We start from the raw sequence: 24,298 nt of genomic DNA on the forward strand, positions 1-24,298 counted from the left end.
CTGCCCGGCCTGTGAACCCCGCATCACCATCGCTGGATTTTGGCGCCATGCACAAAGCGCGCGGTGACGCGTCGCCCACTGTGCAAGCACCGGACCACAGCTATACCGCGCGCGACGGCAGTACCCTGCCCTATCGCTGGTTTCCGACCGACAACCCCGCCGCGCCCACGCTGATCCTGTTGCACGGATCGGCTTGGCATTCAGCGCAGTTCATCGCGTTGGCGACGAGACTGGCGCAGGACGGCTCTGCCAATGTCGCCGCGCCGGATTTGCGCGGAGATGGGTTTGATCCCAAGCGGCGCGGCGACGTGGATCACCTGGGTCAATTGGAAGAAGATATCGCCGATCTGATCGCACATCTGGCCCCAAAGGGCCCGGTGATCCTGGGCGGGCATAGTTCGGGCGGCGGTCTGGCCGTGCGGTTTGCTGGCGGTCCGTTTGGCCATCTGGCGAACGGGTTTGTTTTGATTGCCCCTTTTCTCAAGTACAACGCCCCGACACAGCGCCCCAATTCCGGCGGGTGGGCCCAGCCACTGACGCGGCGTCTGATCGGGGCTGGCCATGCTGAACGCGGCCCACATCCGCGCGCTGAACGGCCTGACCGTGATCCAGTTTGCCATCCCTCAAGCCGAACGCACCAAACCGCTTGGGGCGACGTTTACCGACGCCTACAGCTACCGGCTGAACGCTTCATACGCGCCGCGCAGCGACTACAAGGGCGATCTGGCGGCGATGACCCAGCCGTTTCTTTTGGTCGCAGGGGACGCAGACGAAGCGTTTTATTCCGGCAAGTACGAATCCGTAATTTCAGAGCAGACGGGCGCAGGGTGCTACAGAATTCTGCCCGGCATTGGCCATCTGGACATCGTCGACAATGCCAGCGCGTTTCGCGAAATCAGTACCTTTATCCAGGGCTTGTGATCACTCGACCGGCACCAGCGCCTGCCGATAAAGATGCCATGTCGCATGGCCCAGGATCGGCAGCACAACAATCAGCCCCAGAAAGACCGGGATCATAGCGAGGATCGTTGTTATGGCCACAAAACCTGCCCAGAGCAGCATGACCGGCAAGTTTCGCACGACCAGTTGGAACGACACGATCATGGCCGACACAAAGTCCACCTCGCGGTCCAGAAGCAAAGGCATCGACACGACCGTCAGCGCAAAAAGCACAAAGGCCAGCACCCCGCCGACCAAGAACTGCACGGACATCATGGTCAGCCCGTTGGGTGTCAGGAAAACCTCATAGGACGTGGACACGTTTGTCATGACGCTCAGCCCCATGAAAAGCGCGAAAATCATATGCGACAGGAACGACCAGAACAGCACGTAGATCAGGATGATCGCGCCGATCCAAGGCATCTGGCGGTCTTTTTCGGCGTGGATCACCCCGAGCACCTGATACCAGTCCAACGCATCGCCCTGTTCAATGCGGCGCGACACCTCATAAAGCCCAACGGCGGCAAATGGCGCAAACAGCGGAAAACCCAAGCAGATCGCGATGGTCCACACGAACGTGCCCGCCCCCAGCCAAATCAGCCCCAAGCCTGCAATGGCATAAACTGCGCCAAAAAAGATGCCAAAGCTCGGCGCGCGGCGAAAATCCCGCCACCCGCTGACCAGCGCCGCGCGCAAATCTGAAACGCGCACGCGTCCCGGCTGCGGCACTGTATCGCCCGGCACCTGAAGGGTATCCGACATTGGGTTCATCCTCCCTGCCCAAAATTCGCACCGTGTATCTTGCGCGAGCCAGCCTCAGGAATCAATGATCTGAATATGTGCGCGGCCGGGACAGCGGGCTCGCGCGGCCACAATGCCCAAAAATCAGCGCGGGCCGACTGGCCCGCACCGCTGGATCAGTCGTCGGTTTGCGCGTCGGCGCGGCTTTTGCCGCTGACATTCATGGCCAGTGTCGCGGCCATGAACTTGTCCAGATCGCCGTCCAGCACCCCTTGGGTGTCGCTGGTTTCCACGTTGGTGCGCAGGTCCTTCACCATCTGGTAGGGCTGCAACACATAGTTGCGGATCTGGTTGCCCCAGCCGGCATCGCCCTTGGCCTCGTGCGCGGCGTTGATCGCTTCGTTCCGTTTGTCCAGTTCCAGTTGGTAGAGACGCGACTTGAGCGCCTTCATCGCAATGTCCCGGTTCTGGTGCTGAGATTTTTCCGAACTGGTCACCACAATCCCGGTGGGCATGTGGGTGATCCGCACGGCCGAGTCGGTCGTGTTGACGTGCTGCCCGCCCGCCCCGGATGACCGATAGGTGTCGATACGGATGTCGGCCGGGTTCACGTCGATCTCGATGTTGTCATCGACAACCGGATAGACCCAGACCGAACAGAATGATGTGTGCCGTCGCGCCGCGCTGTCATAGGGCGAAATACGCACCAGACGGTGCACTCCGCTTTCAGATTTCAGCCAGCCATAGGCATTATGCCCGGAAATCTTGTAGGCGGCGGATTTGATGCCCGCCTCTTCCCCCGGTGATTGCGATTGCAATTCCACCTTGTAGCCGTGTTGTTCGGCCCAGCGGACATACATGCGCGCCAGCATTGACGCCCAGTCGCAGCTTTCTGTCCCGCCCGCACCCGAGTTGATTTCAAGAAAGGTGTCGTTGGCATCCGCTTCGCCGTTCAGAAGTGCTTCCAGTTCCTTTCGCGCGGCCTTTTCAGCCACAGCTTTTAGGGCGGCTTCCGCCTCGGCGATGACCTCCTGGTCCTCTTCCATTTCGCCCAGTTCGATCAGCTCGACATTGTCATTCATGTCCTGTTCGATCGATTTGGCGGTCGCAATCGCGTCCATCAGCGCCTGACGCTCGCGCATCAGTTGTTGCGCCCGTTCCTGATCGTCCCACAGGCCGGGATCTTCGATCATCGCATCGAATTCTTCCATGCGATGCCCGGCTGTGTCCCAATCCATCCGCTGTTTCAGCAGGTCCAGGGATTTCTGGATTTCGTTGACGGTATTCTGCGTATCCGCGCGCAAGGGGCGACCTCCGATATTCTGTCGCACCTAGATACTGGTTTGCGCGGAAAGGACAAGGGGCGGGCACATGCCACCCGCCCCTTGTCGACCAACTTTGGTGCGGGTCAGGCGACCACCAGCACCGGATCAAAGTCCAGGCCGACGATGATCGGGTCGTGGTCGGATGTGCGATAGGGCACGTCGCCGTCGAACATCGCCGTATCGCGGCCGAAATCGGTGTTGTAATCGATGGCACCCGGCTCGGACGAATTGATGTGCCACGCCTCGGCCCCGGTGACATTGTCCATGATGTCGGACGATCCGAAAGCATAGTCCAGCGTGCCGGTCTGCCCGTCGAACACATAGGTTGTTGCGCCGGGATTGAAGAATTCTTCAAGGTTCACATAGCCTTCGGCGGCCATCAGATCGATCGGGTCTTCGGCGGCGTAAGCGTTGAAGTCGCCCAGCACCAAACTGTCGGCGTCGGCCCTGGCATCCAGCCACGCTTGCATGACTTCCACGCCCTCGCTGCGCATTTCGTTCGACGCGCCTGCCCCGTCGCCGATATCGGCGTTCGTGCCCTCGCCCGAGCCCTTGGATTTCATATGGGTGACGGTCACGCTGAAATCCTCGCCGGTGCCAAGGTCGATGAACTCGGCCGTCAGCGGCGAGCGGTTGGTGCCCGCGCCTTCGAAAACGCCCAAGCCATCGTCGTCCAGAGCGCCATAGCCAAGCGCATCCAGATCGGCGTCGGTCAGGTAATCGACCGTACCCGGCACGACGCTGACCGCACTGGCATCATAGATCATGCCCACAGCGATCGCGTCATCGCCAACATGGTCCGCACCCGGGCGCACCCAGTCATAGATATCGCTGCCGAGGGTCGCGTTCATTTCGCTCACAAGGGTTGCAATTGCGTTGTCGCTGGCCCCTTCGGCAAACTGGTTTTCCAGCTCGACCAGTCCAAAGACATCCGCATCCGTATCCAAAAGCGTGCCGACCAGCTTTTCAGTCTGGCGCGCGAATTCTTCGGCCGTATCGGCGCCGCGCGGATCAAAGCCCAGGTCGGTCGATGCGCCGCTGGCGTCGATGGTCACGAAGTAGTTCAGCACGTTGAAACTGACCACCTTCAGATCGCCCCCCACCGCGGGCACGGTGTCTTCGCGCGTGTCTGTGTCAACGAAGGTGTTCGCCCCCTCTTCGACGCTTCGAACACGCCAGGTCGCCGGGCTGGACGAACTGCCCGCCCAGCTATAGCCAATGACGCCGGTCAGCCCGGTGACCGTGTCGCCCATGGTGAACCCGTCCGAGGTGTCGAACACCCCGTCGCCATTCAGATCGACATCAGACAGGATCGACTGGTTCTGAAAGTTCAGCCCGTCGTCATAGACGATCTCGTCGCTGCCGGTCTGCTGCTGATAGGCATCATAGGCAGCGACATCGGGATCGTTGGATTGGGTGAACTGTTCGGGCCGGTCGCCTGCGGTCAGACGCATTTCGTTGAACCGGTCTAGCTGGTACAGTTCATTCACCGTCAGCGTGTCGTCGATTGTGACGAGCATGCCTTCGTAAGCTTCCAAATCAGGCACATAGTTGCCGCTATCGTCAGTCGTGACCGCATCGATGCCATCCACACTGATATGCGCGGCCATGGTGTTTACGTCCGACACGGCGCCCGCAGCGATCACTTCGACACCGGTTGCGACGATCTGGGTCTGGCCGAAATATTCGCTGACCACACCGGTCACCAGCACCCGGTCGCCAAGCGCGACATCGGTGATGAAATCGCCCGTGCCTTCGTATACAAAAATGCCCTCTGAAGTGCTGGCATCACCGTCGCTGTCAGCGGCCTCTTCTTGCAAGAAGAACCCTTGCAGATCGCGCAGCGTGTCCGCATCGCCGTCCTGGAAATCGCCAACCACGATCGCTTCGACGATCACCGTTTCGCCGACCATTGCGCCGCCGTCGCCCGATCCTTGAACGGCCGAGATCAGCGCTTCGGTTGCGCCGCCGCCCGACCCGCCGTCGTCGTTGGCTTCGCCCGGGGTTTCGTCGGCCGGGCCCTGCCAGACGCCATCGGCGTCGCGCCAGAGCGACTGCCCCAGATCGGTTGAGCTGGTTTCAGCCACGCCGATGTCAGTCGACGTCATGCCTGCGGCCGCGCCGCTTGTGGCCGTCATCGTGCCTTCGTAGGACAGGAATTCCACGACTGTGCCGGCCTCGATCAGAGCAAACCCGTCCGGTGCGCCGTTCTGGATGCTGGACGGCGACCAGACGTAGTAATCAAAGGTACCGTCCGTGGTCATTTCCATCGTGCTCAGCGCGGCGCTGTCATAGTCCGCCCCGTTCGAACCATTGTAGAGCGCAACCGACAGGCCCGAGACGTCGGCGCCTGCGTTCACCCGCACTTCGACGAATTCACCCACGTCAGCGCCGGCGTTGTCGTAGTGGATTTCGTTGAGACGTGCATCGGCCACCAAGGCCACCTCGGCGACTGTGGGGCTATAGGTGGCTTCATCGGAAAAGTCGGTCATCACCCAATCGCCCGTGCCATCGGGGCTGCGGGTCGCGCCGGCGGCCATGTAACTGCCATCCGGGCCGACAACCGCGCCCGAATAGGCCCGATCGTCGGCGGTTGCGTCAATCAGCGCGACCGAGTCCAGCACCGCGCCATAGGGGGTGATATCCAGATTGCCGTCGTCGTCGGTATCCAGATCGTCGCCCACTGCGCCGGTAAAGTCCTGTACCAGCAGGAAGGTGCTGGTGTCGTTGACGAAACTGTCGTTGCCAATTGCGTAGTCGGCAGTCAGGCCAAAGGTCAGTTCGGCCTGCGGGCTGGCCAGCAGGAAATATCCGTTTGCGCCGATCTCGTGCCCAGTCAGGTCGAAGGCGCGATAGACGCTCCCCACTGTGCTGTCGTCACCGCGCACGACGACCAGTGTCAGCCCGTCCAGTGAATGGCCCGGCTCTCCGTAGAGTTCGGCAAATTCCCAGTCGGTGCCGGATGTATTCACCGCCAGTTCGTTCAGCACCACCGCAGGCGCGAACATTCCGCCGGGCGAGCCGACATCGCCTTCGGTTGACACATAGGTGTCGCCCGCCGGGGTTGCGGCGCCGTCGCTGGACAGGGCCCAGTTGGCCCCGTCGTTCGGATCGGCCGTCAAATCGGTCAGATAGATCGATCCGGACCCGTCGTCAGCGGGCCAATCGCCGCTATCGTCATAGGCAACGGTGGCGATGGCATTGGCGTGGGTCGCGTGATCGCCGTCATACGCATCGAACGACGACCAGACCGACACCGTGTCACCCGAATTGTTCAGCGACATGGCCGACCAGTTCGTCACCGCGATCAGGGTCACGCCTTCGCCCCATTGCGCGGCAAAGGTGGCGGCGCTGGAGCTGTCGGCGTTGAACAACACCGCTGTTTCGCCCGCCGCGATGACCCCGCCCGCGATGTTCGCGCCGCTATGCGCGGTGCCGTTGATATCGTCGATCACAAAGCCGGTCAGATCCACGTCACTGGCGCCGGCGTTGTAAAGCTCGACCCATTCTCCTGCAGGCTCAGACGTGCCGGGGTTGTACATGATTTCGCTGATGACCAACGAGATTTCTTCGACATCCGTCACGTTGACCGTCACGGCCGCGCTGTCGCTCAGATCGCCGTCGGTGACGCTGACTTCGACGGCGTAGCTGTTGTCGCCGTCAGCGTCGCCCGGCGCTTCAAAGTCCGGGGCGGCGATGAAGGACAGCGCGCCGGTGGCCGCATCAATGGCAAACAGCGCCGCATCCGCGCCACCGCTGATCGCATAACTCAGATCGGTGCTGTCCAGGTCGGCGCTATCGATCACGGCCACCGGATCGGTGCCGTTTTCAGCGTAGCTGACCGATACCGGCGCAATGATCGAGGGGGCATCGTTCACGCCGGTAATCGTGACCGTCACAGTGGCGGTGTCGGTCCCACCCAGGCCGTCATCGGCGGTATAGCTGAACGTGTCCTGGGCGGTTTCGCCCGCCGCAAGGGCATCAAACAGGCCCGCGTGGTCATAGGAAATCACGCCGTCGGCAAGACTGACACTGGCCCCCGCGGCCGATGTCGCATCAACAGACGTGACGGAAATGGCATCGCCGTCAAACTCGGCGTCGTTGGCCGTCAAATCGGCCGCATCCAGCGTCAGAGCGGTGTCTTCGTCAGTGGAAACGCTGTCATTGCGCGCCAGCACCGCGTTGTTGGTGCCGTCCAGGTTCAGCGTGTAATCATCCGCCGCGAAATACAGCGCCTCAACCCGCAATATGACATCTGTTCCCGCCCCTTCGGGGGCAGTGTGCAACCGCGTGATGGTCGTTGGTTGCCACCAGTGCGTCGGGGTGGAAATCTCGTAGTCAGCGGCGCTGCCTGCATAGCGCACCGTATCGCGCCCGGTTCCGCCATCGTACCGATTGTCACCCGACCCGGCGATGATGGTATCCTTCCCGCTGCCGGCGAACACTCGGTCGTCCCCCCCGCCGGACGAAATGACGTCATCACCGCGCAGACCCAGTATGATGTCACGCCCTTCGCTGCCTGCCAGGTCGTCACCGTCCATTGATCCGACAATAATTTTGGGAATGGCTGTGGTGCTTAAGAAACGGGAAAACATGGCGGGGCTCCTCATTATGATTGGGGGGACCATAGCTTCCCCAAGATCACATGAGTGTGTCAGCCGCTGCTGGACCTGCCAAGAACATGGTTAATCGCACCTGGAATTGTTGACCACACGCTCAAATTTCAGGCGGATTTCCGCCGGTTCGGCCTGCGGATCAGTAAAGCCCGCCCGCCGACAAGGTCCCAAGGGTCGCTTTGTTGGGGACTTTGACCGTTTCGCCGGTCGAAGTGCGCACATCGTTTGTTCCTGCATTTGTTCCCGACGGCCCGTCCGGCAGGAACATTGGCAGGTTCGAACCCATGGCAAACCCGCCATCAAATGCGATGCCGAACACCGGTTCTTCGCCATCGCGGAAATATTCGGCGACAACGTTCGGCCCCGAGGCTGAATCCGCAAGCCGCGCGCCCGTGAACCGATCGATCTTGATAAAGTGCCCGCCCGGCGGCACCCGGAACTTGCCACCCCCGTATTTGGCCGTAGCGTCCTGCATGAATTCGTTGAAAACCGGCGCACAGAATTTGCCACCCGACGCGCCCGGCATCGAACGCGGGCGGTCATATCCGATATAACACCCCGCAACGATCTGGCTGGTAAACCCTACGAACCACGCGTCCTTGCCATCGTTCGTGGTCCCTGTCTTGCCAGCGACCGGCACGGGCAGATTGACCCGGCCCCTGGCGGTGCCGCGCTGCACGACGCCCTGCAACATCGAGGTCAGCTGATACGCGGTAATCGCGTCAATCACCCGGCCACGGTTCGATACGATCTTGGGCGCCAGATCCGGTGGAATGTCGGCGCGCGTGCAGTCAACGCATTGACGCTGATCGTGCCGGTAAATCGTCTGCCCCCAGCGGTCTTGAACGCGGTCAACCAGGGTCGGTTCCACGCGCTCGCCGCCGTTTGCAAACATCGCGTAGGCCGCCACCATCTTGAACAGGGTCGTTTCATCAGAGCCCAGAGCGTTGGCCAAATAGGGCTGCATGTTGTCATAGACGCCAAAACGGTTGGCGTAGCTGGACACCAGATCCATGCCCACTTCCTGGCCCAGACGGATCGTCATCAGGTTGCGCGATTGTTCGATCCCGGTGCGCAGCGGCGTCGGACCATAGAACTGGCGGCTGGCGTTTTGCGGGCGCCAAACCCCGTCGGGCGTGTTGATTTCGATCGGAGCATCCACAAGGATCGTCGCCGGCGTGAACCCGCTGTCCAGGGCCGCCGCGTAGACGAACGGCTTGAACGATGAACCCGGCTGGCGGGTGGCTTGCGTGGCGCGGTTGAACACCGAATGCTGATAGGAAAACCCGCCCTGCATGGCCAGAACACGCCCCGTGTTCACGTCCATCGCCAAGAAGCCGCCCTGCACTTCGGGCACTTGGCGCAAGGTCCAGCGGATGAAATCGCCGGTCCCGTCATCGCCCGTTGTCATGCGGCGAACGTGGACCACGTCACCGACATCGAAATTGTCACGCAGCGACCCGCGGAACCACGCGGTGTCCTTACGCCCCACGATCCAGGGTTCGGCGGGGTCTTCGTCGATCCCTTCGATCAAGATATCAAGTTGCTGATCGCCCACGGCTTGCACCACCGCAACATGCCATTTCCCGTCAAGATCGATGTCGCGGGCCACGCGCAGGTCCTGAAGCGCCTCGCGCCAGGTGCCGTTTTGCAGGGCCGCGGGATCAATGCTCTGCCCGGTGCCGCGCCATTCGCCCCACGACCGGTCCAGATCCTCTAGCTGGGCGCGCAGCGCCCGCGCCGCCTTCGCCTGCAATTCCGGATCTACGGTGGCCCGGATCGACAGGCCGCCCTCAAAAAACTCTTCTTCGCCAAAGTTCTTGCTCAGCTGGCGGCGAATTTCGTCGGTGAAATAGTCACGTGTCGGCAGGCTGCTGCGGAAACTGTCGTAATCGCCGTTCTGCACCGACAGAATCGGTTGATTACGGGCCCGTTCGTATTCTTCGACCGGCAGATACCCGTTTTCGTACATCTCTCGCAGCACGAAATTGCGCCGTTGAAGCGCGGCATCGTAATTCTTGACGGGATGATAGGAATAAGGCGCCTTGGGGTGGATCGCCAGAAACGCAGCCTCTTCGCTGGAAAGCTCGCTCAGGGACTTGTTGAAATAGGTCTGCGCGGCGGCGGCCACACCAAAGGACCGTGCGCCCAGATCGATTTCATTCAGGTAAAGCGCAAGGATGTCATCCTTGCCCAGTGTCTTTTCAAGCCGCGAGGCCAGGATGATCTCTTTGATCTTGCGCTCGGCGGATCGGTCAGACGACAGCAGGAAGTTCTTCATCACCTGCTGCGTAATCGTCGACGCGCCGCGCAGGGTCCCGCCATCGACTGCGGCCAACGCCGCGGCGATCATGCCACGCAGATCATAGCCCTTGTGCACATAGAAATTCTTGTCTTCGGCGGAAATAAACGCGTGCTTGACCAAATCAGGGATTTCGTCGGCGGGCACGAACAGGCGCCGCTCGCGGGCAAATTCGTCGATGATCCGCCCTTCGTTGGAATAGATCCGGCTGATGGTCGGCGGCCTGTACGACGCCAGCTGCTCATGGTTCGGCAAGTCCCGGCCATAGACCCAGAAAATACCGCCCACGGCCAGCGCGGCCATGACCGAACCGATGGTCAGGGCCGAAAAGATGGCGCCGAAAAATGACAAAATGAAGCGGATCAAGTCCTGTCCTCGCCCGAGTGCACTGACTTCCCACTATACCGGAGCTGGCGCCAAGGCAAAACGGGGAAAAACGCCTTGTGCGTCAACAGCGCTCACGTCCACGTGACGTTTGCGGCTATTGCCGGATCAGCTGGGCCTCGGCGGCGTCGGCCTCGGCCCATCGCTGCAGCGCGTCGCGCATCGCCCAGACTGCCTTGGCCCGCCATGCCGGATCGCTCAGACGCTGGCGGTCGCGCGCACTGGACAAGAACCCGATTTCCAGAAGAACAGACGGAATATCCGGGGCTTTGAGCACCGAAAAGTTCGCCCGGTGGCGCGGCTTCTTGTGCATCTTGATATTCTGCGTCAGCTCTTCGACCAGGATTTTGGCGAACCGCTCGGTGCGCGGAGCGGTTTCCGTGCGGGCCAGATCCATCAACACGATGGCGATTTCGTCCTCGGTATCGCTCAGATCGACGCCGGCCAGCAGATCGGCGCGGTCATGGCGTTCCGCCAGTTGCTGGGCTGCGCGATCGGTGGCTTTTTCGGCCAAGGTGTAAACCGATGCGCCTGACGCGGTCCCTTCCGCCAGCGCATCGGCATGCAGCGACAGGAACACGTCTGCGCCAGCTTCGCGCGCGATGGTGATCCGGTGCTCGAGCGGCACGAAACTGTCGTCGGTCCGGGTCAGAACCACATGGAACCCGCCAGACCGGATCAGCATGTCACGAAGTTCCTGCGCGAAGGTCAACATCAGGTGGGATTCAACCATTCCGTCGGCCTGTGCTCCGGGATCGATGCCGCCATGGCCCGGATCCAGGACAACCACCAGCGGGCGATCCCCCTGGTAGCGGCGGCGCGGTGCGGCAGTCTCGGCTGCGGGCGGGGTGATTTGCGCGTCGGGCGGTGCCCCTGCCCCTTCGGCAAAGGTATCGTCATCGATCTGTTCGAACGTCATCGTGATCAAGGCGCCAGATGCGTTTGCACTGACATCGGCGATGACAAGACCAAGGGGCACGCTCAGATCCAGCACCATGCGCGACCAGCCCGGCTGAAAACCGCCAACACGCGCGCCGGACACGCGAAAGGACCGGTTCATCGCGTCAGGGTCCAGCCCATCCCAGACCACTTCGGACAGATCAATCACCATGCGGCGCGGATTATCCAGCGCGAATATGCGGAACGGAACCGGCTGGCTGAGCGCAAGTTCCAGCACAGTGTCGCCTGAGACTTCGTAAATCCGGGTGTGCGCGGGATCAACGCGGGCCAGCCCGGTCAGGCGATCCGTCTGGGCAGATGCGGCCACTGCAAAACAGGCCACCACCACGGCAAGCCAAACGCGAACGATAGGGATCATGACACTGCTCTCATCATGGCCTCTGCTGATGCCTTGTCCGCATCATATGGCGCCGCGCGCGGCCATGAAAGCCTGCAATCGGCGCAGACCCTCTTCGATATCCGCGCTCGCGCGCGCATAGGAAAAGCGCAACGTCTGATGCCCGCGCTTTGGGTCAAAATCCAACCCCGGCGTCACTGCCACCCCGGTCTGGTCCAAAATCTCGGCGGCGAATGCGCGGCTGTCATCGGTCAGCTCGGACACATCGGCGTAGACATAAAATGCCCCGTCCGGCGGCGCAAAGCGCGTGAACCCGGCCTTTGGCAAGCCGTCGATCATCAGGGCACGGTTGCGCGCGTAAACGGCCAGGTTCGCCGCACATTCATCGCCCGCATCCAGTGCGCCAAGTGCTGCGATCTGGCTGGCATGAGGCGGGCAAATGAACAGGTTCTGGGCCAAACGCTCGATCGTGCGCACGTGGTCGGGCGGGACCACCATCCAGCCGACACGCCACCCGGTCATCGAAAAGTACTTGGAAAATGAATTGATGACATAGACGTCATCACTGATTTCCAGCGCACTGACCGCCCGGTCGCCATATTGGATGCCGTGGTAAATCTCGTCCGATATAAAGGAAATATCGCGGCTATGGGCGGCTGTGATCAGGTCTGACATCGCAGCGCGATCCAACATTGTGCCGCTAGGATTGCCCGGCGATGCGACGATCAGCCCGTCCAAGTCATCCGGCAAATCGCCCGGAACCGGTTGCAATCGGTTGCCCGCAGAGGTCTGCAGCCCGACCGGTTCAAGATCCAGCGCCGACAGAATCTGGCGATAGCTGGGATAGCCCGGTTCGCCCAAACCGACACGCGCGCCCGCATCGAACAGTGCGGTAAAGGCCAGGATGAACGCCCCGGATGATCCAGACGTCACCACCACGCGGTCCGGGTCCAGATCGACACCATACCATTCACCATAGAGCCGCGCGATCCGCGCCCGAAGCGCCGGCAGCCCAAGCGCCACTGTGTATCCCAGCGAACCGGCATGCATTTCATCGATCAGGGCACGGCGGGCAGCCGCCGGCGCGGGCGTGCCAGGTTGGCCGACTTCCATGTGGATGATGTGACGACCGGCCTCTTCTGCGGCACGGGCTGCCTCCATGACATCCATCACAATAAAGGGATCAACGTTGCTGCGGGTTGAGTTTTTCATTGCCGATATCCTTAATGCGCCCGCGTTGGTTGGCATTGCCATCGCCCGCCGTCAATGGGGGGATGGCCGGGTTACCACGGCTGGCGCATGTGATACGCAGGCCAAACGTCAGCAACCGGAGATTCGCCCATGCGCCGCCCATCCTTCCCCCTCGCCCGCTCCATCGCGCTCTTGCTGGCCATGTCGTCGGCAGCGGTCGGCGAAACGGATATGACCAAGCTGAACGATGCTGAACGGGCCGCCTTTCGGGACGAGGTGCGCAGCTATCTTCTGACCAATCCCGAAGTGCTTATGGAAGCGATCGGGGTTCTTGAACAACAGCAGGCCGAAGCGCAAAGTGCGGATGACGTCACGCTGGTTCAGGTCAACGCCGCCGCCATATTCGACGACCCGACGTCTTTCGTCGGCGGCAATCCGGCAGGTGATATCACGGTGGTGGAATTTGCCGACTACAACTGCGGATACTGCAAAAAGGCCCACCCCGAGGTTTCACAATTGCTTGAGACGGACGGCAACATCCGTTTTATCGTCAAGGAATTCCCGATCCTTGGCGAAACGTCCGTCCTGGCATCACGATTCGCGTTGGCCGTGCGCGAAGTTGCTGGCGATGACACCTATGAGCGCGTCCACGACGCGTTGATGGAAGGGCGTGGCAAGATCACCGACGCCAGGCTGGACAAGATGGCCCGCAACATGGGGCTGGATGTCAGCGCGGTGCGGGCACAAATGAACAGCGACAAGATCAACACGATCCTGACCGAGAACCACGCCCTGGCCCAACGTTTGCAGATCAGTGGCACACCGACATTCGTCATCGGCGATCAGCTACTGCGTGGATACGCGCCGCTGGACGCAATGCGCGAAATTGTGGCCGACGCCCGCGCCGACGGGTAACAAAGATCTGAACGCCTCGGGAACGGGTTGGCACTAGGTCGCCCCCCAAGGACACGCGCGGCGCCACCGACATTGCCAAATCGATACGGGCCAGATCGATACGGGCCAGATTTCGGCGCGCTCCTGCACTCTCTACCAGCGCAGACCCCGTATATGAGCGAGTTGAGTTGGCCATGAACGGCAGTGACGTTCTGAGCGCTGGCGAAAGCGCCGCAGTATTCCAAGCAGACGCGGTTGGCGAGCGCCCCGCAGCTGTGGTTCCGCCCGAACCACAGCAGGACCTAGCGGGCTAATTTGGCCGGGGCGGGCTAATTTGGTCGGGGCCGAATTCTATTCGGCCGCCTCTTTGGCGGTTTCGGCGTCAAGCTGGGCGGCCCGTTTTTCGACCTGCTCAACGATGTGGTCAACCATCTGGTCATTCGACATCTTGTGGCTTTGTTTGCCTGCCAGATAGACCATGCCGCTGCCCGCGCCGCCGCCGGTAAAACCGACATCGGTCATCAACGCTTCGCCGGGCCCGTTCACCACGCAACCGATGATTGACAGCGACATGGGCGTTTTGATGTGTTCCAGCCGTTTTTCCAGCGTCTCGACCGTCTTGATTACGTCAAAACCCTGACGGGCGCAGGATGGGCACGAAATGATATTGACCCCGCGGTGGCGCAGGCCCAGCGATTTGAGGATTTCGTAGCCCACCTTAACCTCTTCGACCGGATCGGCCGACAGGCTGACGCGCACCGTATCGCCGATGCCCATCCACAGCAGGTTGCCCAGTCCGATGGCGCTTTTGATCGTGCCTGACGTCAGACCGCCAGCTTCGGTAATGCCCAGATGAATCGGGGCATCGGTTGCTTCGGCCAGCGCCTGGTAGGCGGCGGCTGACAGAAACACGTCGCTGGCCTTTACGCTGATCTTGAATTCATGGAAGTCGTTGTCCTGCAACAGTTTGATGTGATCCAGCCCGCTTTCGACCATCGCGTCGGGGCACGGTTCGCCATATTTTTCCAACAGGTGCTTTTCCAGCGATCCCGCGTTCACCCCGATGCGGATCGAACAGCCATGATCCTTGGCCGCTTGAACGACCTCGCGCACGCGCTTGGAATCGCCGATATTGCCGGGGTTGATGCGCAGACAGGCCGCGCCTGCCTCAGCCGCTTCGATGGCGCGTTTGTAGTGAAAATGAATATCCGCCACGATCGGCACGGGGCTTTCGCGGCAAATTTCACGCAGGGCGGACGTGGCGGCTATGTCTGGCGCGCTGATGCGGACGATATCGGCGCCCGCTTCGGCTGCGGCAATCACCTGGGTCAGGGTCGCCTTGACGTCACCGCTGTCGGTGTTGGTCATGGTCTGCACCGATATCGGCGCATCCCCACCAACCGGCACGTTTCCAACCATGATCTGGCGGGATTTGCGGCGGTAGATGTTGCGCCAAGGACGGACGTGGTTCAACGACATGCGCGACCCCTTGCGTTAGGCTGGTTTCGTTCAACACAGCAGATAGTTGCTCGGCCCGCGCAGGGCAACCGATCACTCCGACGCAGGGGGCGCCTGTTCGATCATCAACCCTTCGGCCTGCGCGACGCGAACATAATCGGCCAAGGCGCTGTCTTTGGACAGGTCAGCAACCTCGTAGGTGCTCTTGACCTCGGCCACGCCGATCTGAACGTTCTTGACCACACTGCCATCGGCCCCGACCGGGCCATAGGCCTGCCCGTTTACCGAAAAATAGATACCGCCCGCGTTTCCGGCCCGCAGAGTAGGCAGGCCTTCGGTTGCCGGCAGAACGTATTGTTCGTTGGCGTCCAAGGTTTTTTCAAACAACACGGTGCCATCGGCGGCGCGCACGCGCACCCACGAAGGGCGAACGGCGAACAAGACGATCTCGGGCAGATCGGCTTCGACAACTTGCACCGGCGCATCCGCGACATCGGCGTTGGGCGCCAGGTCTGACGGTGCCATGCTAGCGCCAAGCATCGGAAGGTCCGTGTTCTGCAACGGGCTATTCAAGCCGGCCAGAGCGCCCGTAGTCGACGGGTCAATGGCCGCGATTGGACCATCGCGCGCCGTCAGCACAGGAACATCCAGCGCCTGCGGGCGATAAAGACGATCAAGCGCATCAGAGCTGGGCGCGGTTGCCAAGGCAGCGACCTGCGTGTCGCTCAGCGGATCGGTGCTGGTGACGGCGCCATCCTGCAGTTCGGCCACGACGCCAGGCGCCTGGTCCAGCGGGGCAAATTCAACACGTTGAATTTCCTGCAGGACCGACCAGCCACCATAGCCGATTGCGCCAACCAGCATGGCCAGCACCGCGATTGATCCCAATGCGCCCGGCTGAATGCGCGAGATCATGGCATCTGTGCGCGGCACGAAAATCGCATCTGGATCGCCCAGCGGATCACGCTTTGCGGCCAGGGTTTTCTTGGTCTTCTTCGCCCCGGATGCCGCTGGCGACATCCCGTGAGAAACCTCGAAATTCCCTTCTTTGCAGAAGGTGTCATAGGCCCATTCGGCGTCCAGCCCCAAGTACCGTGCGTAGGACCGCACATACCCGGCAATGAACCCCGGCGTCTCAAACGCGGCTGGGTCAGCATTTTCGATCGCGGCAATATAAGTCGCTTTGATCTTCAACTCGCGCTGAACATCCAGAAGGGATTTGCCGAGCGTCGCACGCTCACCCCGCATGATATCGCCTAAACGAAGATCATACGCGTCGAACCCTTTGGGTTGCGCGTCCACCTCATCCGTCGTTTCTATATCACGACGGCCAATCACAGGACCTGCCCCTTGGCTGCCATCTATGTCCCCAATTTGCCGGCGAATCGCCTGTGATCGCCAGCCTATTGGAAAAAGATTACCACATATCGTAACCAAGCACAGGGAATAGGATAATCCCACCCGTGACATAGGCGGCATTTGGCGCAAATTGCTTTAACCGGCCAGTTCGCTTCTGTTCAGCGCACAATGCGACCACAGAGCATCCAGTGCCCCGATCAGCGCGTCCATTTCACGCGGGCCGTGAACCGGGGACGGGGTAAACCGCAACCGCTCGGTGCCGCGTGGGACGGTCGGGAAATTGATCGGTTGGACATAAATTCCATGATCTTCCAACAACATGTCAGACAACCGCTTTGTGTGCACCGGATCCCCGACGATCAGCGGGACGATATGACTGCCGTGATCAATGATCGGCAAGCCCAGCCCTTTGAGCCGGGTCTTGAGGATCTTTGCCTGGGTCTGGTGCCGTGCGCGCAGCGCCTGATCGGTCTTGAGATGCTTGACCGACGCGGCGGCCCCGGCGGCAACCGCAGGGGGCAGTGACGTAGTAAAGATGAAGCCCGGCGCGTAAGACCTTATTGCGTCACACATTTTCGCACTGGCGGCGATGTAGCCCCCCATCACGCCATAGGCCTTGGCCAGCGTCGCGTTGATGATATCGATGCGGTGCATCAGACCGTCACGTTCGGCCACGCCCGCCCCGCGGGGGCCATACATGCCGACGGCGTGCACTTCGTCGATATAGGTCAGCGCGCCGAATTCATCGGCCAGGTCGCACAGCGCTTCGATCGGGCCAAAGTCACCGTCCATCGAATAGACCGATTCAAAGGCGATCAGCTTGGGCGCATCACGTTCGTCAGCCTCAAGAAGCTGGCGCAGATGCGCGACGTCATTGTGACGGAAAACCCGCTTGGTCCCGCCATTGCGGCGGATGCCTTCGATCATCGAAGCGTGGTTCAATTCGTCGGAATAGATAATCAGCCCCGGAAACAGCTTGGGCAGCGTGCTCAGCGTGGCGTCATTGGCGATGTAGGCGCTGGTGAACAGAAGAGCCGATTCCTTGCCGTGCAGATCGGCCAACTCGGCCTCAAGCTGATTGTGGAATACGGTGGTGCCGGAAATATTGCGCGTTCCGCCCGATCCCGCACCGGCGGCATCGATGGCGCCGTGCATGGCATCCAGAACCGTCGGATGCTGCCCCATTCCCAGATAATCGTTTCCGCACCAGACAGTTACGGGGCGTTCATCACCCGATGGGTGACGCCAAGTCGCGTGCGGGAAATGCCCGTTGCGACGTTCGATATCGATAAAGGTGCGATAGCGGCCTTCGTCATGGAGTTGCTGCAGGGCTGCGTCCAGCTTCGCGTTATAGTTCACCCTGATCTCCCTTTCGCGCATTGTTCGGTCCCAAGTATTTAGCTGCTACACGCAACACATTCAACAATTGAGACCTGTTCCTGTTCACATACCGGTTATAGGGCCAATTGGGCCAACACTGTTTGATCTAAGTCAACAAGTTGCGACACACCATTGGACACCGCGTCGCAGATTGATAGGTCTTGGTGAATGACCCTTTGACGGAGCTCTGAAATGTCGCTCGACCAAGTCCTCGAAACCATCGAAACCGATCTGCCCGCCGCGATGGACCGGCTGATGCAATTGCTGCGCTACCCGTCGATTTCGACCGACCCGGCCTATGCCAGCGCCTGCACCGAAGCCGCGCAATGGCTGGCGCGCGATCTGCAGTCGCTGGGGGCCGACGCCGCGCTGCGCCCCACGCCCGGCCACCCCATGGTCGTCGGCCATATTCCCGGTGACGGACCGCACGTGGTGTTCTACGGCCACTATGACGTGCAGCCGGTCGATCCGCTGGACCTGTGGGACCGTGACCCTTTCGACCCCGAGGTTCAGGACACACCCAAGGGGCGGGTGATCCGTGGTCGCGGCGCGTCGGACGACAAGGGCCAGTTGATGACTTTCATCGAAGCCTGCCGCGCCTGGAAAGCGGTGCACGGCACCCTGCCCGGCCGGATTTCGTTTTTCTTCGAGGGTGAAGAGGAAAGCGGATCCCCTTCGCTGGTGCCGTTCATGAAAGAAAACGCGGATGAGCTGCGCGCTGATGTCGCGCTGATCTGCGACACGGGGATGTTCGGCGATGATACCCCGACCATCGTGACGCGCCTGCGCGGACTGCTGGGCGAAGAAGTGGTGCTGAAAGCAGCCGACAAGGATTTGCATTCCGGCATGTACGGCGGCCCGTCGCAAAACCCGGTTCGCGTGCTGGCGCGCATCATCGCCGCCCTGCATGATGACGCAGGCCGTGTGACCGTGCCTGGCTTTTACGATGGGGTCCCTGATCTGCCACCGGAAATTGCCGCGCAATGGGCCGCCTTGGGGTTCGATGCAACACAGTTTTTGGGCGACGTGGGCCTGTCGGTTCCGGCGGGCGAAGCGGATAAAACCGCGCTTGAACAGATCTGGTCCCGCCCCACCTGCGAGGTGAACGGTATCACCGGCGGCTATACCGGCGCGGGGTTCAAAACAGTCCTGCCGGCCGAAGCGCGGGCGAAAATATCGTTCCGGCTGGTGGGCAAGCAAGACCCCCATGCGATCCGCGACAGTTTCCGCACCATGGTGCGCAACATGCTGCCGGACGATGTGCAGGTCGAATTCCATCCACACGGCGCATCGCCTGCGTCGCAGATGGAAACCGATCATCCGCTGTTCGAAGCCGCACGTCACGCGCTGAGCGATGAATGGCCCAATCCGGCAGCCTATGTGGGCTGCGGCGGGTCGATCCCGATCGCGGGGTATTTCAAAGACATTCTGGACACCGACGCCATGCTGATCGGCTTTGGAAAAGACGACGACCAGATCCATTCGCCGAACGAAAAATACGATGTGGAAAGTTTCCGCAAAGGCATTCGCAGCTGGGCGCGAATCCTTGATCAGCTCAGCAAGATGTAATTGGGGTGACGGGGCGGGCGCCTAGGTGCGGCCCGCCAATCCCATCCGGATCAGTTTGGCGATCAACAGGACCCAAGGCGTACCATGCAAAAGCAGATCGAAGATATCGATCGGCGCCTTCAGCTGTCCTGACACCAGCATTTTCAGCTTTTCCCAGATGTGCGGTTCGGGGACAAACGGCGCAAGGCCCAGCGTAAGAGACGCCAGAATCAGAAGATTGAGCGGGATGTCATCAAGCCATGCCATAGGCAAAGGTCCCGCAGATCAAAGCGACGCGCCATGCGACGCAGAGGCGCAGAAACAAAACAACGGCCATTGCGAAAGCCTGTGGACAAGGTTGTGGGAAATGGCGCGGTTGACGGGACTCGAACCCGCGACCTCCGGCGTGACAGGCCGGCACTCTAACCAACTGAGCTACAACCGCGCATCGGTCGTTTGCCCTACCCGGGCCGGGGTGGCAGCGGTGGCGCGGTTGACGGGGCTCGAACCCGCGACCTCCGGCGTGACAGGCCGGCACTCTAACCATCTGAGCTACAACCGCTCACTGCCCGCACGGGCCATGCCCGAGCGTGATGGGCGTTCTATGGCCGCCCGCGCGTCCCGTCAAGCGTCAAAACCATGTTTTCGGAACTTGGTTTTCGACGGCGGGCGATTCCCCTGTAAAGACCCCAGGCAGGGCCCCTGCGAAAGCGACAACTGCGCGCCCTGTGACGGCGCAAGAAATCCGCGTGACATGCAATCTAGGGGGATCGCTCCCTTCGCAGCGGCTGCGGGCAGGCCCATACAGACGCTCGCCCGCTCGAGGGGTGGGTTTACTGCGTAGGCTGCGGGGGAAATGGTGGGTCGTGAGAGGCTCGAACTCCCGACATCTTCGGTGTAAACGAAGCGCTCTACCAACTGAGCTAACGACCCGTGGGCGCGCTGATAGCCCAACTGCAAGGCGCTGCGCAACCCTTAATCGTATCTCAGCGGTGCACGGTTTCCACACCGCCGACAAGCTGGATCACATAGCCCTGCCCCCGGTCCAGTGCGCGCATCTGCGCATGATCAAGCCCGCGCGCCAAACCCCGCAAAACAGTCAGCGCAATTCCGTGGCTGACGATGATCGCCGGACCGCGCAAATCGCGCAGGAACGCGCCGATACGGTCCTGCAGATCGGCAAGGGTTTCGCCCGGACTGGCCAGGCACAAATCAAAGATATTCAGCGCACGCAGGTCGGGGTTTTCTTGCAGCAAATCAGCATAGTAGCCCCCTTCCCAAGCGCCCAGCGAGACCTCTTTCAACCGATCGTCACACGTTATCCCAACGCCCAGCGGCGCAACGGCAATATCGGCGGTCTGGCGGGTGCGCAAAAGTGGGCTGACATGGGCGCAGATCCCTGCGGGCAGTGTCAAACCCGCCAGAATCTCGCCCTGGCGCGCGGCATGCCCCCTGCCCGTTTCGGTCAGTTCTGATTCCATCTGGCCCTGTATCCGACGATCGCGATTCCAGTTGGTCTGTCCGTGGCGCATCAGGTACAGGGGCGGCAGGTCTAGCATCGGTGTGATCTCTTGCGGGTGACGAAAAAGGCGCGCCGCAACGGGCGCGCCTGAAATGTCGGTGGTGGGTGATAAGAGATTCGAACTCCTGACATCTTCGATGTGAACGAAGCGCTCTACCACTGAGCTAATCACCCGCCGTGGCGCGGTATTTAGCGTCAGTCCTCGGGCGGCGCAAGGGGGGTCTCAGCCACCTCGTCTGTGCGTTTGCGGCGCAGGCGAACCACCGCGATATCAGCCTTGTCGGTTTGTTTCGTCCGATTGACCGTCAGCTTGCCGAGGGGCGGCAAATTCATCGCTTCGCCCGCGGCCATGGCCTTGCCCAGTTCGTTCAGAACGGCATCCATCACCGGTTTGATCTGGTTCGGGCGAAATTCGGAATTCTCGGCGACACGTTCCAGGAAATCGCGCCGACGCACAATCACCGAGACCGTTTCGGGCGCCGGGTCGTCCTGGGGCGCGCGCTCAGCAGTGGCCTGATCCGGGATCTGATCTGTGGTTTGATCCATGGTTTGAACGGGGGCCTGATCAATGGTCGGGTCTGGTTTTGCCGTCGTCGTGGCTGCATTCGTCACGCTGTGAGTGGTCGCGTTCTGTTTCGTGCTCTTGCGCCGTGCCATTTTACCGCTCTGCTTTTTGTTTCTTATTTCGAAACTGTTAGCAGGAAAAAGCCAATAAATCTAGGCACCTTGCACGATAGGGCAACAGAGTCACCCTGACTGCCCGCGCCCACGCAAAAGGGCGCCATGACCGGGCGCCCTTCTACTTGACCTTACGGTTTTCGCTTTCAGTGGGCGGTCGCTGACGCCCCGCCGTCCTTGTTCATTGCGCGAGCCAGGCGTGCCGCCTCGGCAGCAGCCTCATCCCATTCAATGGCCTTGGGCTTGCGAACCAGCGCATAATCCAGAACCTCGGACACGTGGGTGACGGGAATGATCTTCAACCCTTCTTTCACGTTGTCCGGAATATCCGTCAAATCCTTGACGTTTTCCTCTGGGATCAGAACGGTCGTGATACCACCGCGAAGCGCCGCCAGCAGCTTTTCCTTTAGCCCGCCAATAGCCGAGGCGTTGCCACGCAGCGTCACCTCGCCCGTCATGGCAATGTCCTTGCGCACCGGAATTTGCGTCAGCACCGACACGATGGACGTCACCATCGCCAGACCGGCCGAAGGGCCATCCTTGGGCGTGGCCCCATCCGGTACGTGCACGTGGATATCCAGCGTATCAAAGACGGGTGGCTTCACGCCAATCGTGGGCGCGATCGATTGCACATAGCTTGAAGCGGCATCGATGGATTCCTTCATCACATCGCCCAGCTTACCCGTCGTCTTCATCCGCCCTTTGCCGGGCAATTTCAACGCTTCGATCTGAAGCAGATCGCCCCCGACGCTGGTATAGGCCAGCCCGGTCACCACGCCGATCTGGTCTTCTTTTTCGACCAGGCCATAGCGGTACTTTTTTACCCCGAGGAATTCTTCGAGGTTATCAAGCGTGACAGCCACCGTGTCGGTATCGCCGCGCACGATGCGGGTGACCGCCTTGCGCGCCACTTTGGCGATTTCACGTTCAAGGTTCCGCACGCCGGCCTCGCGGGTATAGGTGCGGATGATCTCTTGCAGCGCCTCGTCGGACAGGCTGAATTCATTGGCTTTCAGGCCGTGATCCTTGACCTGTTTGGGGATCAGGTGCTGCTTGGCGATCTCTTCCTTTTCCTCTTCGGTGTAGCCGGCAAGCGGGATGATCTCCATCCGGTCCAGAAGCGGACCCGGCATGTTGTAACTGTTCGAGGTGGTCAGGAACATCACGTTCGACAGATCGTATTCGACCTCAAGATAGTGATCGACGAAGGTGCTGTTCTGTTCGGGATCAAGCACCTCAAGCATTGCGCTGGCCGGATCGCCACGGAAATCCTGCCCCATCTTGTCGATTTCATCGAGCAAGATGAGTGGGTTCGTGGTTTTCGCCTTTTTCAGCGCCTGGATGATCTTGCCTGGCATCGAGCCGATGTAGGTCCGGCGGTGACCGCGAATTTCGCTTTCATCGCGCACGCCGCCAAGGCTGATGCGGATGAATTCGCGCCCGGTGGCTCTTGCGACCGATTTGCCAAGCGATGTCTTGCCCACGCCCGGCGGGCCGACAAGGCACATGATCGGGCCTTTCAGCTTTTTGCTGCGCTGTTGCACGGCCAGATATTCCACGATCCGTTCCTTGACCTTTTCCAGGCCGTAATGATCGGCATCCAGCACGTCCTGGGCCCGGCCAAGGTCTTTTTTGACGCGCGATTTCACGCCCCACGGGATCGACAGCATCCAGTCGAGATAATTGCGCACAACCGTCGCTTCGGCGCTCATGGGGCTCATGGATTTGAGCTTCTTGAGCTCGGCTTCGACCTTTTCAGCCGCTTCCTTGGACAGTTTGGTGGCCGCGATCTTTTCTTCCAACTCGGCGATTTCGCTTGCGCCATCCTCGCCGTCGCCCAGTTCCTTCTGAATGGCCTTCATCTGCTCATTCAGATAGTATTCGCGCTGCGTGCGCTCCATCTGGGTCTTGACGCGGGTCTTGATCTTTTTCTCGACCTGAAGCACGGACATTTCGCCCTGCATCTGGCCAAAGATTTTCTCAAGTCGTTGCGCGACATTCAGCGTTTCCAGCAGGTCCTGCTTTTCGCCAACTTCAATCCCCAGATGACCGGCCACAAGGTCGGCCAGCTTGGCCGGTTCGCGCGTTTCAGCAACTGCGGCAAGAGCCTCTTCGGGGATGTTTTTCTTGATCTTGGCATAGCGCTCGAAATCCTCGGCCACCGAGCGGACCAGCGCTTCGGTTTCGGCCGCATCACCGGGCTGCTCAAGCAAGGGTTCAACCGCCGCTTCAAAGAAACTGTCGTTATCAAGGAAGTCCGCGATTTTCACACGCTCGCGCCCCTCGACCAGTACCTTGACCGTACCGTCGGGCAGTTTGAGCAACTGCAGCACATTGGCCAGCACGCCAACACGGTAAATACCATCCGCCTGCGGATCATCGACCCCAGGGTCGATCTGGCTGGACAACAAAATCTGCTTGTCATCACCCATCACTTCTTCAAGCGCGCGCACCGATTTTTCACGGCCCACGAAAAGGGGAACGATCATATGGGGAAAGACAACGATATCGCGCAATGGCAGCACGGGAAACGTCGTCTGGGTGTGTTTGGTCATGCTCAATCCTTAATCTGGCTTCTAGGCGCTGGCCCCACGTGCGTCTGGCGGCACGTTACGTTTGGCGGCACTTGGCCTGTCTCCGGTCTTAGGTCAATATCTGGGCATT

The 24,298-nt window shown here is 60.7% G+C and carries 16 protein-coding genes and 4 tRNA genes; 3 read left to right on the forward strand and 17 right to left on the reverse strand.

Going from position 1 to position 24,298, the window contains the following annotated elements; all coding sequences use genetic code 11:
* Positions 1-47: 47 nt before the first annotated feature.
* Positions 48-1,019, forward strand: coding sequence for an alpha/beta hydrolase (locus ACP2AV_RS12310; RefSeq protein WP_426373092.1), 972 nt, complete (start codon positions 48-50; stop codon positions 1,017-1,019).
* On the opposite strand, the gene ACP2AV_RS12315 is transcribed toward ACP2AV_RS12310, so the two are convergent.
* The 6 genes from ACP2AV_RS12315 to ACP2AV_RS12340 all read right to left on the reverse strand — a co-directional run bounded on the left by ACP2AV_RS12315 (position 922) and on the right by ACP2AV_RS12340 (position 12,816).
* Positions 922-1,701 carry a DUF2189 domain-containing protein gene (locus tag ACP2AV_RS12315; RefSeq protein ID WP_426373044.1) on the reverse strand — a complete coding sequence of 260 codons (780 nt, stop codon included), beginning with the start codon at positions 1,699-1,701 and terminating at the stop codon, positions 922-924. The genes ACP2AV_RS12310 and ACP2AV_RS12315 overlap by 98 nt on opposite strands.
* A 155-nt stretch (positions 1,702-1,856) precedes the next feature.
* Entirely contained in the window at positions 1,857-2,984 is a 1,128-nt protein-coding gene (gene prfB / locus ACP2AV_RS12320) for a peptide chain release factor 2 (protein WP_426373045.1), read from the reverse strand.
* Positions 2,985-3,088: 104 nt separating this feature from the next.
* The gene (locus ACP2AV_RS12325) at positions 3,089-7,600 is read right to left on the reverse strand and encodes an ExeM/NucH family extracellular endonuclease (RefSeq protein WP_426373046.1); all 4,512 of its coding nucleotides are present in this window, start codon (positions 7,598-7,600) and stop codon (positions 3,089-3,091) included.
* A 160-nt stretch (positions 7,601-7,760) separates the two neighbouring features.
* Positions 7,761-10,289, reverse strand: a complete 2,529-nt coding sequence (locus tag ACP2AV_RS12330; RefSeq protein ID WP_426373047.1) for a penicillin-binding protein 1A — start codon at positions 10,287-10,289, stop codon at positions 7,761-7,763.
* Between the two features lie 115 nt (positions 10,290-10,404).
* Positions 10,405-11,625, reverse strand: coding sequence for an N-acetylmuramoyl-L-alanine amidase (locus tag ACP2AV_RS12335; RefSeq protein WP_426373048.1), 1,221 nt, complete (start codon positions 11,623-11,625; stop codon positions 10,405-10,407).
* 42 nt (positions 11,626-11,667) lie between these two features.
* Complete coding sequence (locus ACP2AV_RS12340; RefSeq protein ID WP_426373049.1) at positions 11,668-12,816, reverse strand: pyridoxal phosphate-dependent aminotransferase; 1,149 nt, start codon at positions 12,814-12,816, stop codon at positions 11,668-11,670.
* A gap of 129 nt (positions 12,817-12,945) precedes the next feature.
* Between ACP2AV_RS12340 and ACP2AV_RS12345 the strand changes: the two genes are divergently transcribed.
* Positions 12,946-13,710 carry a DsbA family protein gene (locus tag ACP2AV_RS12345; RefSeq protein WP_426373050.1) on the forward strand — a complete coding sequence of 255 codons (765 nt, stop codon included), beginning with the start codon at positions 12,946-12,948 and terminating at the stop codon, positions 13,708-13,710.
* 330 nt (positions 13,711-14,040) lie between these two features.
* Here ACP2AV_RS12345 and ispG read toward each other — a convergent pair whose 3' ends face one another.
* The 3 genes from ispG to hemA all read right to left on the reverse strand — a co-directional run bounded on the left by ispG (position 14,041) and on the right by hemA (position 17,865).
* Positions 14,041-15,168 carry a flavodoxin-dependent (E)-4-hydroxy-3-methylbut-2-enyl-diphosphate synthase gene (ispG, locus tag ACP2AV_RS12350; RefSeq protein WP_426373052.1) on the reverse strand — a complete coding sequence of 376 codons (1,128 nt, stop codon included), beginning with the start codon at positions 15,166-15,168 and terminating at the stop codon, positions 14,041-14,043.
* 72 nt (positions 15,169-15,240) lie between these two features.
* Complete coding sequence (locus ACP2AV_RS12355) at positions 15,241-16,485, reverse strand: helix-turn-helix domain-containing protein (RefSeq protein ID WP_426373053.1); 1,245 nt, start codon at positions 16,483-16,485, stop codon at positions 15,241-15,243.
* Between the two features lie 156 nt (positions 16,486-16,641).
* Positions 16,642-17,865, reverse strand: a complete 1,224-nt coding sequence (gene hemA, locus ACP2AV_RS12360; RefSeq protein WP_426373055.1) for a 5-aminolevulinate synthase — start codon at positions 17,863-17,865, stop codon at positions 16,642-16,644.
* A 213-nt stretch (positions 17,866-18,078) separates the two neighbouring features.
* On the opposite strand from hemA, the gene ACP2AV_RS12365 reads away from it, so the two are divergent.
* Positions 18,079-19,455, forward strand: coding sequence for a M20/M25/M40 family metallo-hydrolase (locus tag ACP2AV_RS12365; protein ID WP_426373056.1), 1,377 nt, complete (start codon positions 18,079-18,081; stop codon positions 19,453-19,455).
* Between the two features lie 21 nt (positions 19,456-19,476).
* On the opposite strand, the gene ACP2AV_RS12370 is transcribed toward ACP2AV_RS12365, so the two are convergent.
* The 8 genes from ACP2AV_RS12370 to lon form a co-directional block, all read right to left on the reverse strand.
* Positions 19,477-19,701, reverse strand: coding sequence for an RND transporter (locus ACP2AV_RS12370; protein ID WP_426373057.1), 225 nt, complete (start codon positions 19,699-19,701; stop codon positions 19,477-19,479).
* Between the two features lie 101 nt (positions 19,702-19,802).
* Positions 19,803-19,879 (reverse strand) — tRNA-Asp (locus ACP2AV_RS12375).
* Between the two features lie 40 nt (positions 19,880-19,919).
* A tRNA-Asp gene (locus tag ACP2AV_RS12380) sits at positions 19,920-19,996 on the reverse strand.
* 295 nt (positions 19,997-20,291) lie between these two features.
* A tRNA-Val gene (locus ACP2AV_RS12385) sits at positions 20,292-20,367 on the reverse strand.
* 53 nt (positions 20,368-20,420) lie between these two features.
* Entirely contained in the window at positions 20,421-20,993 is a 573-nt protein-coding gene (locus ACP2AV_RS12390) for a histidine phosphatase family protein (RefSeq protein WP_426373058.1), read from the reverse strand.
* 62 nt (positions 20,994-21,055) lie between these two features.
* Positions 21,056-21,130: transfer RNA gene (locus ACP2AV_RS12395), tRNA-Val, on the reverse strand.
* A gap of 21 nt (positions 21,131-21,151) precedes the next feature.
* A complete protein-coding gene (locus ACP2AV_RS12400) occupies positions 21,152-21,502 on the reverse strand; it encodes an HU family DNA-binding protein (protein WP_426373059.1) in 351 nt (116 codons plus the stop codon).
* A 278-nt stretch (positions 21,503-21,780) separates the two neighbouring features.
* A complete protein-coding gene (lon, locus tag ACP2AV_RS12405) occupies positions 21,781-24,189 on the reverse strand; it encodes an endopeptidase La (RefSeq protein WP_426373060.1) in 2,409 nt (802 codons plus the stop codon).
* Positions 24,190-24,298 lie beyond the last annotated feature (109 nt).

Source organism: Aliiroseovarius sp. PTFE2010, assembly GCF_049943335.1.
GTDB lineage: Bacteria > Pseudomonadota > Alphaproteobacteria > Rhodobacterales > Rhodobacteraceae > JBNFVY01.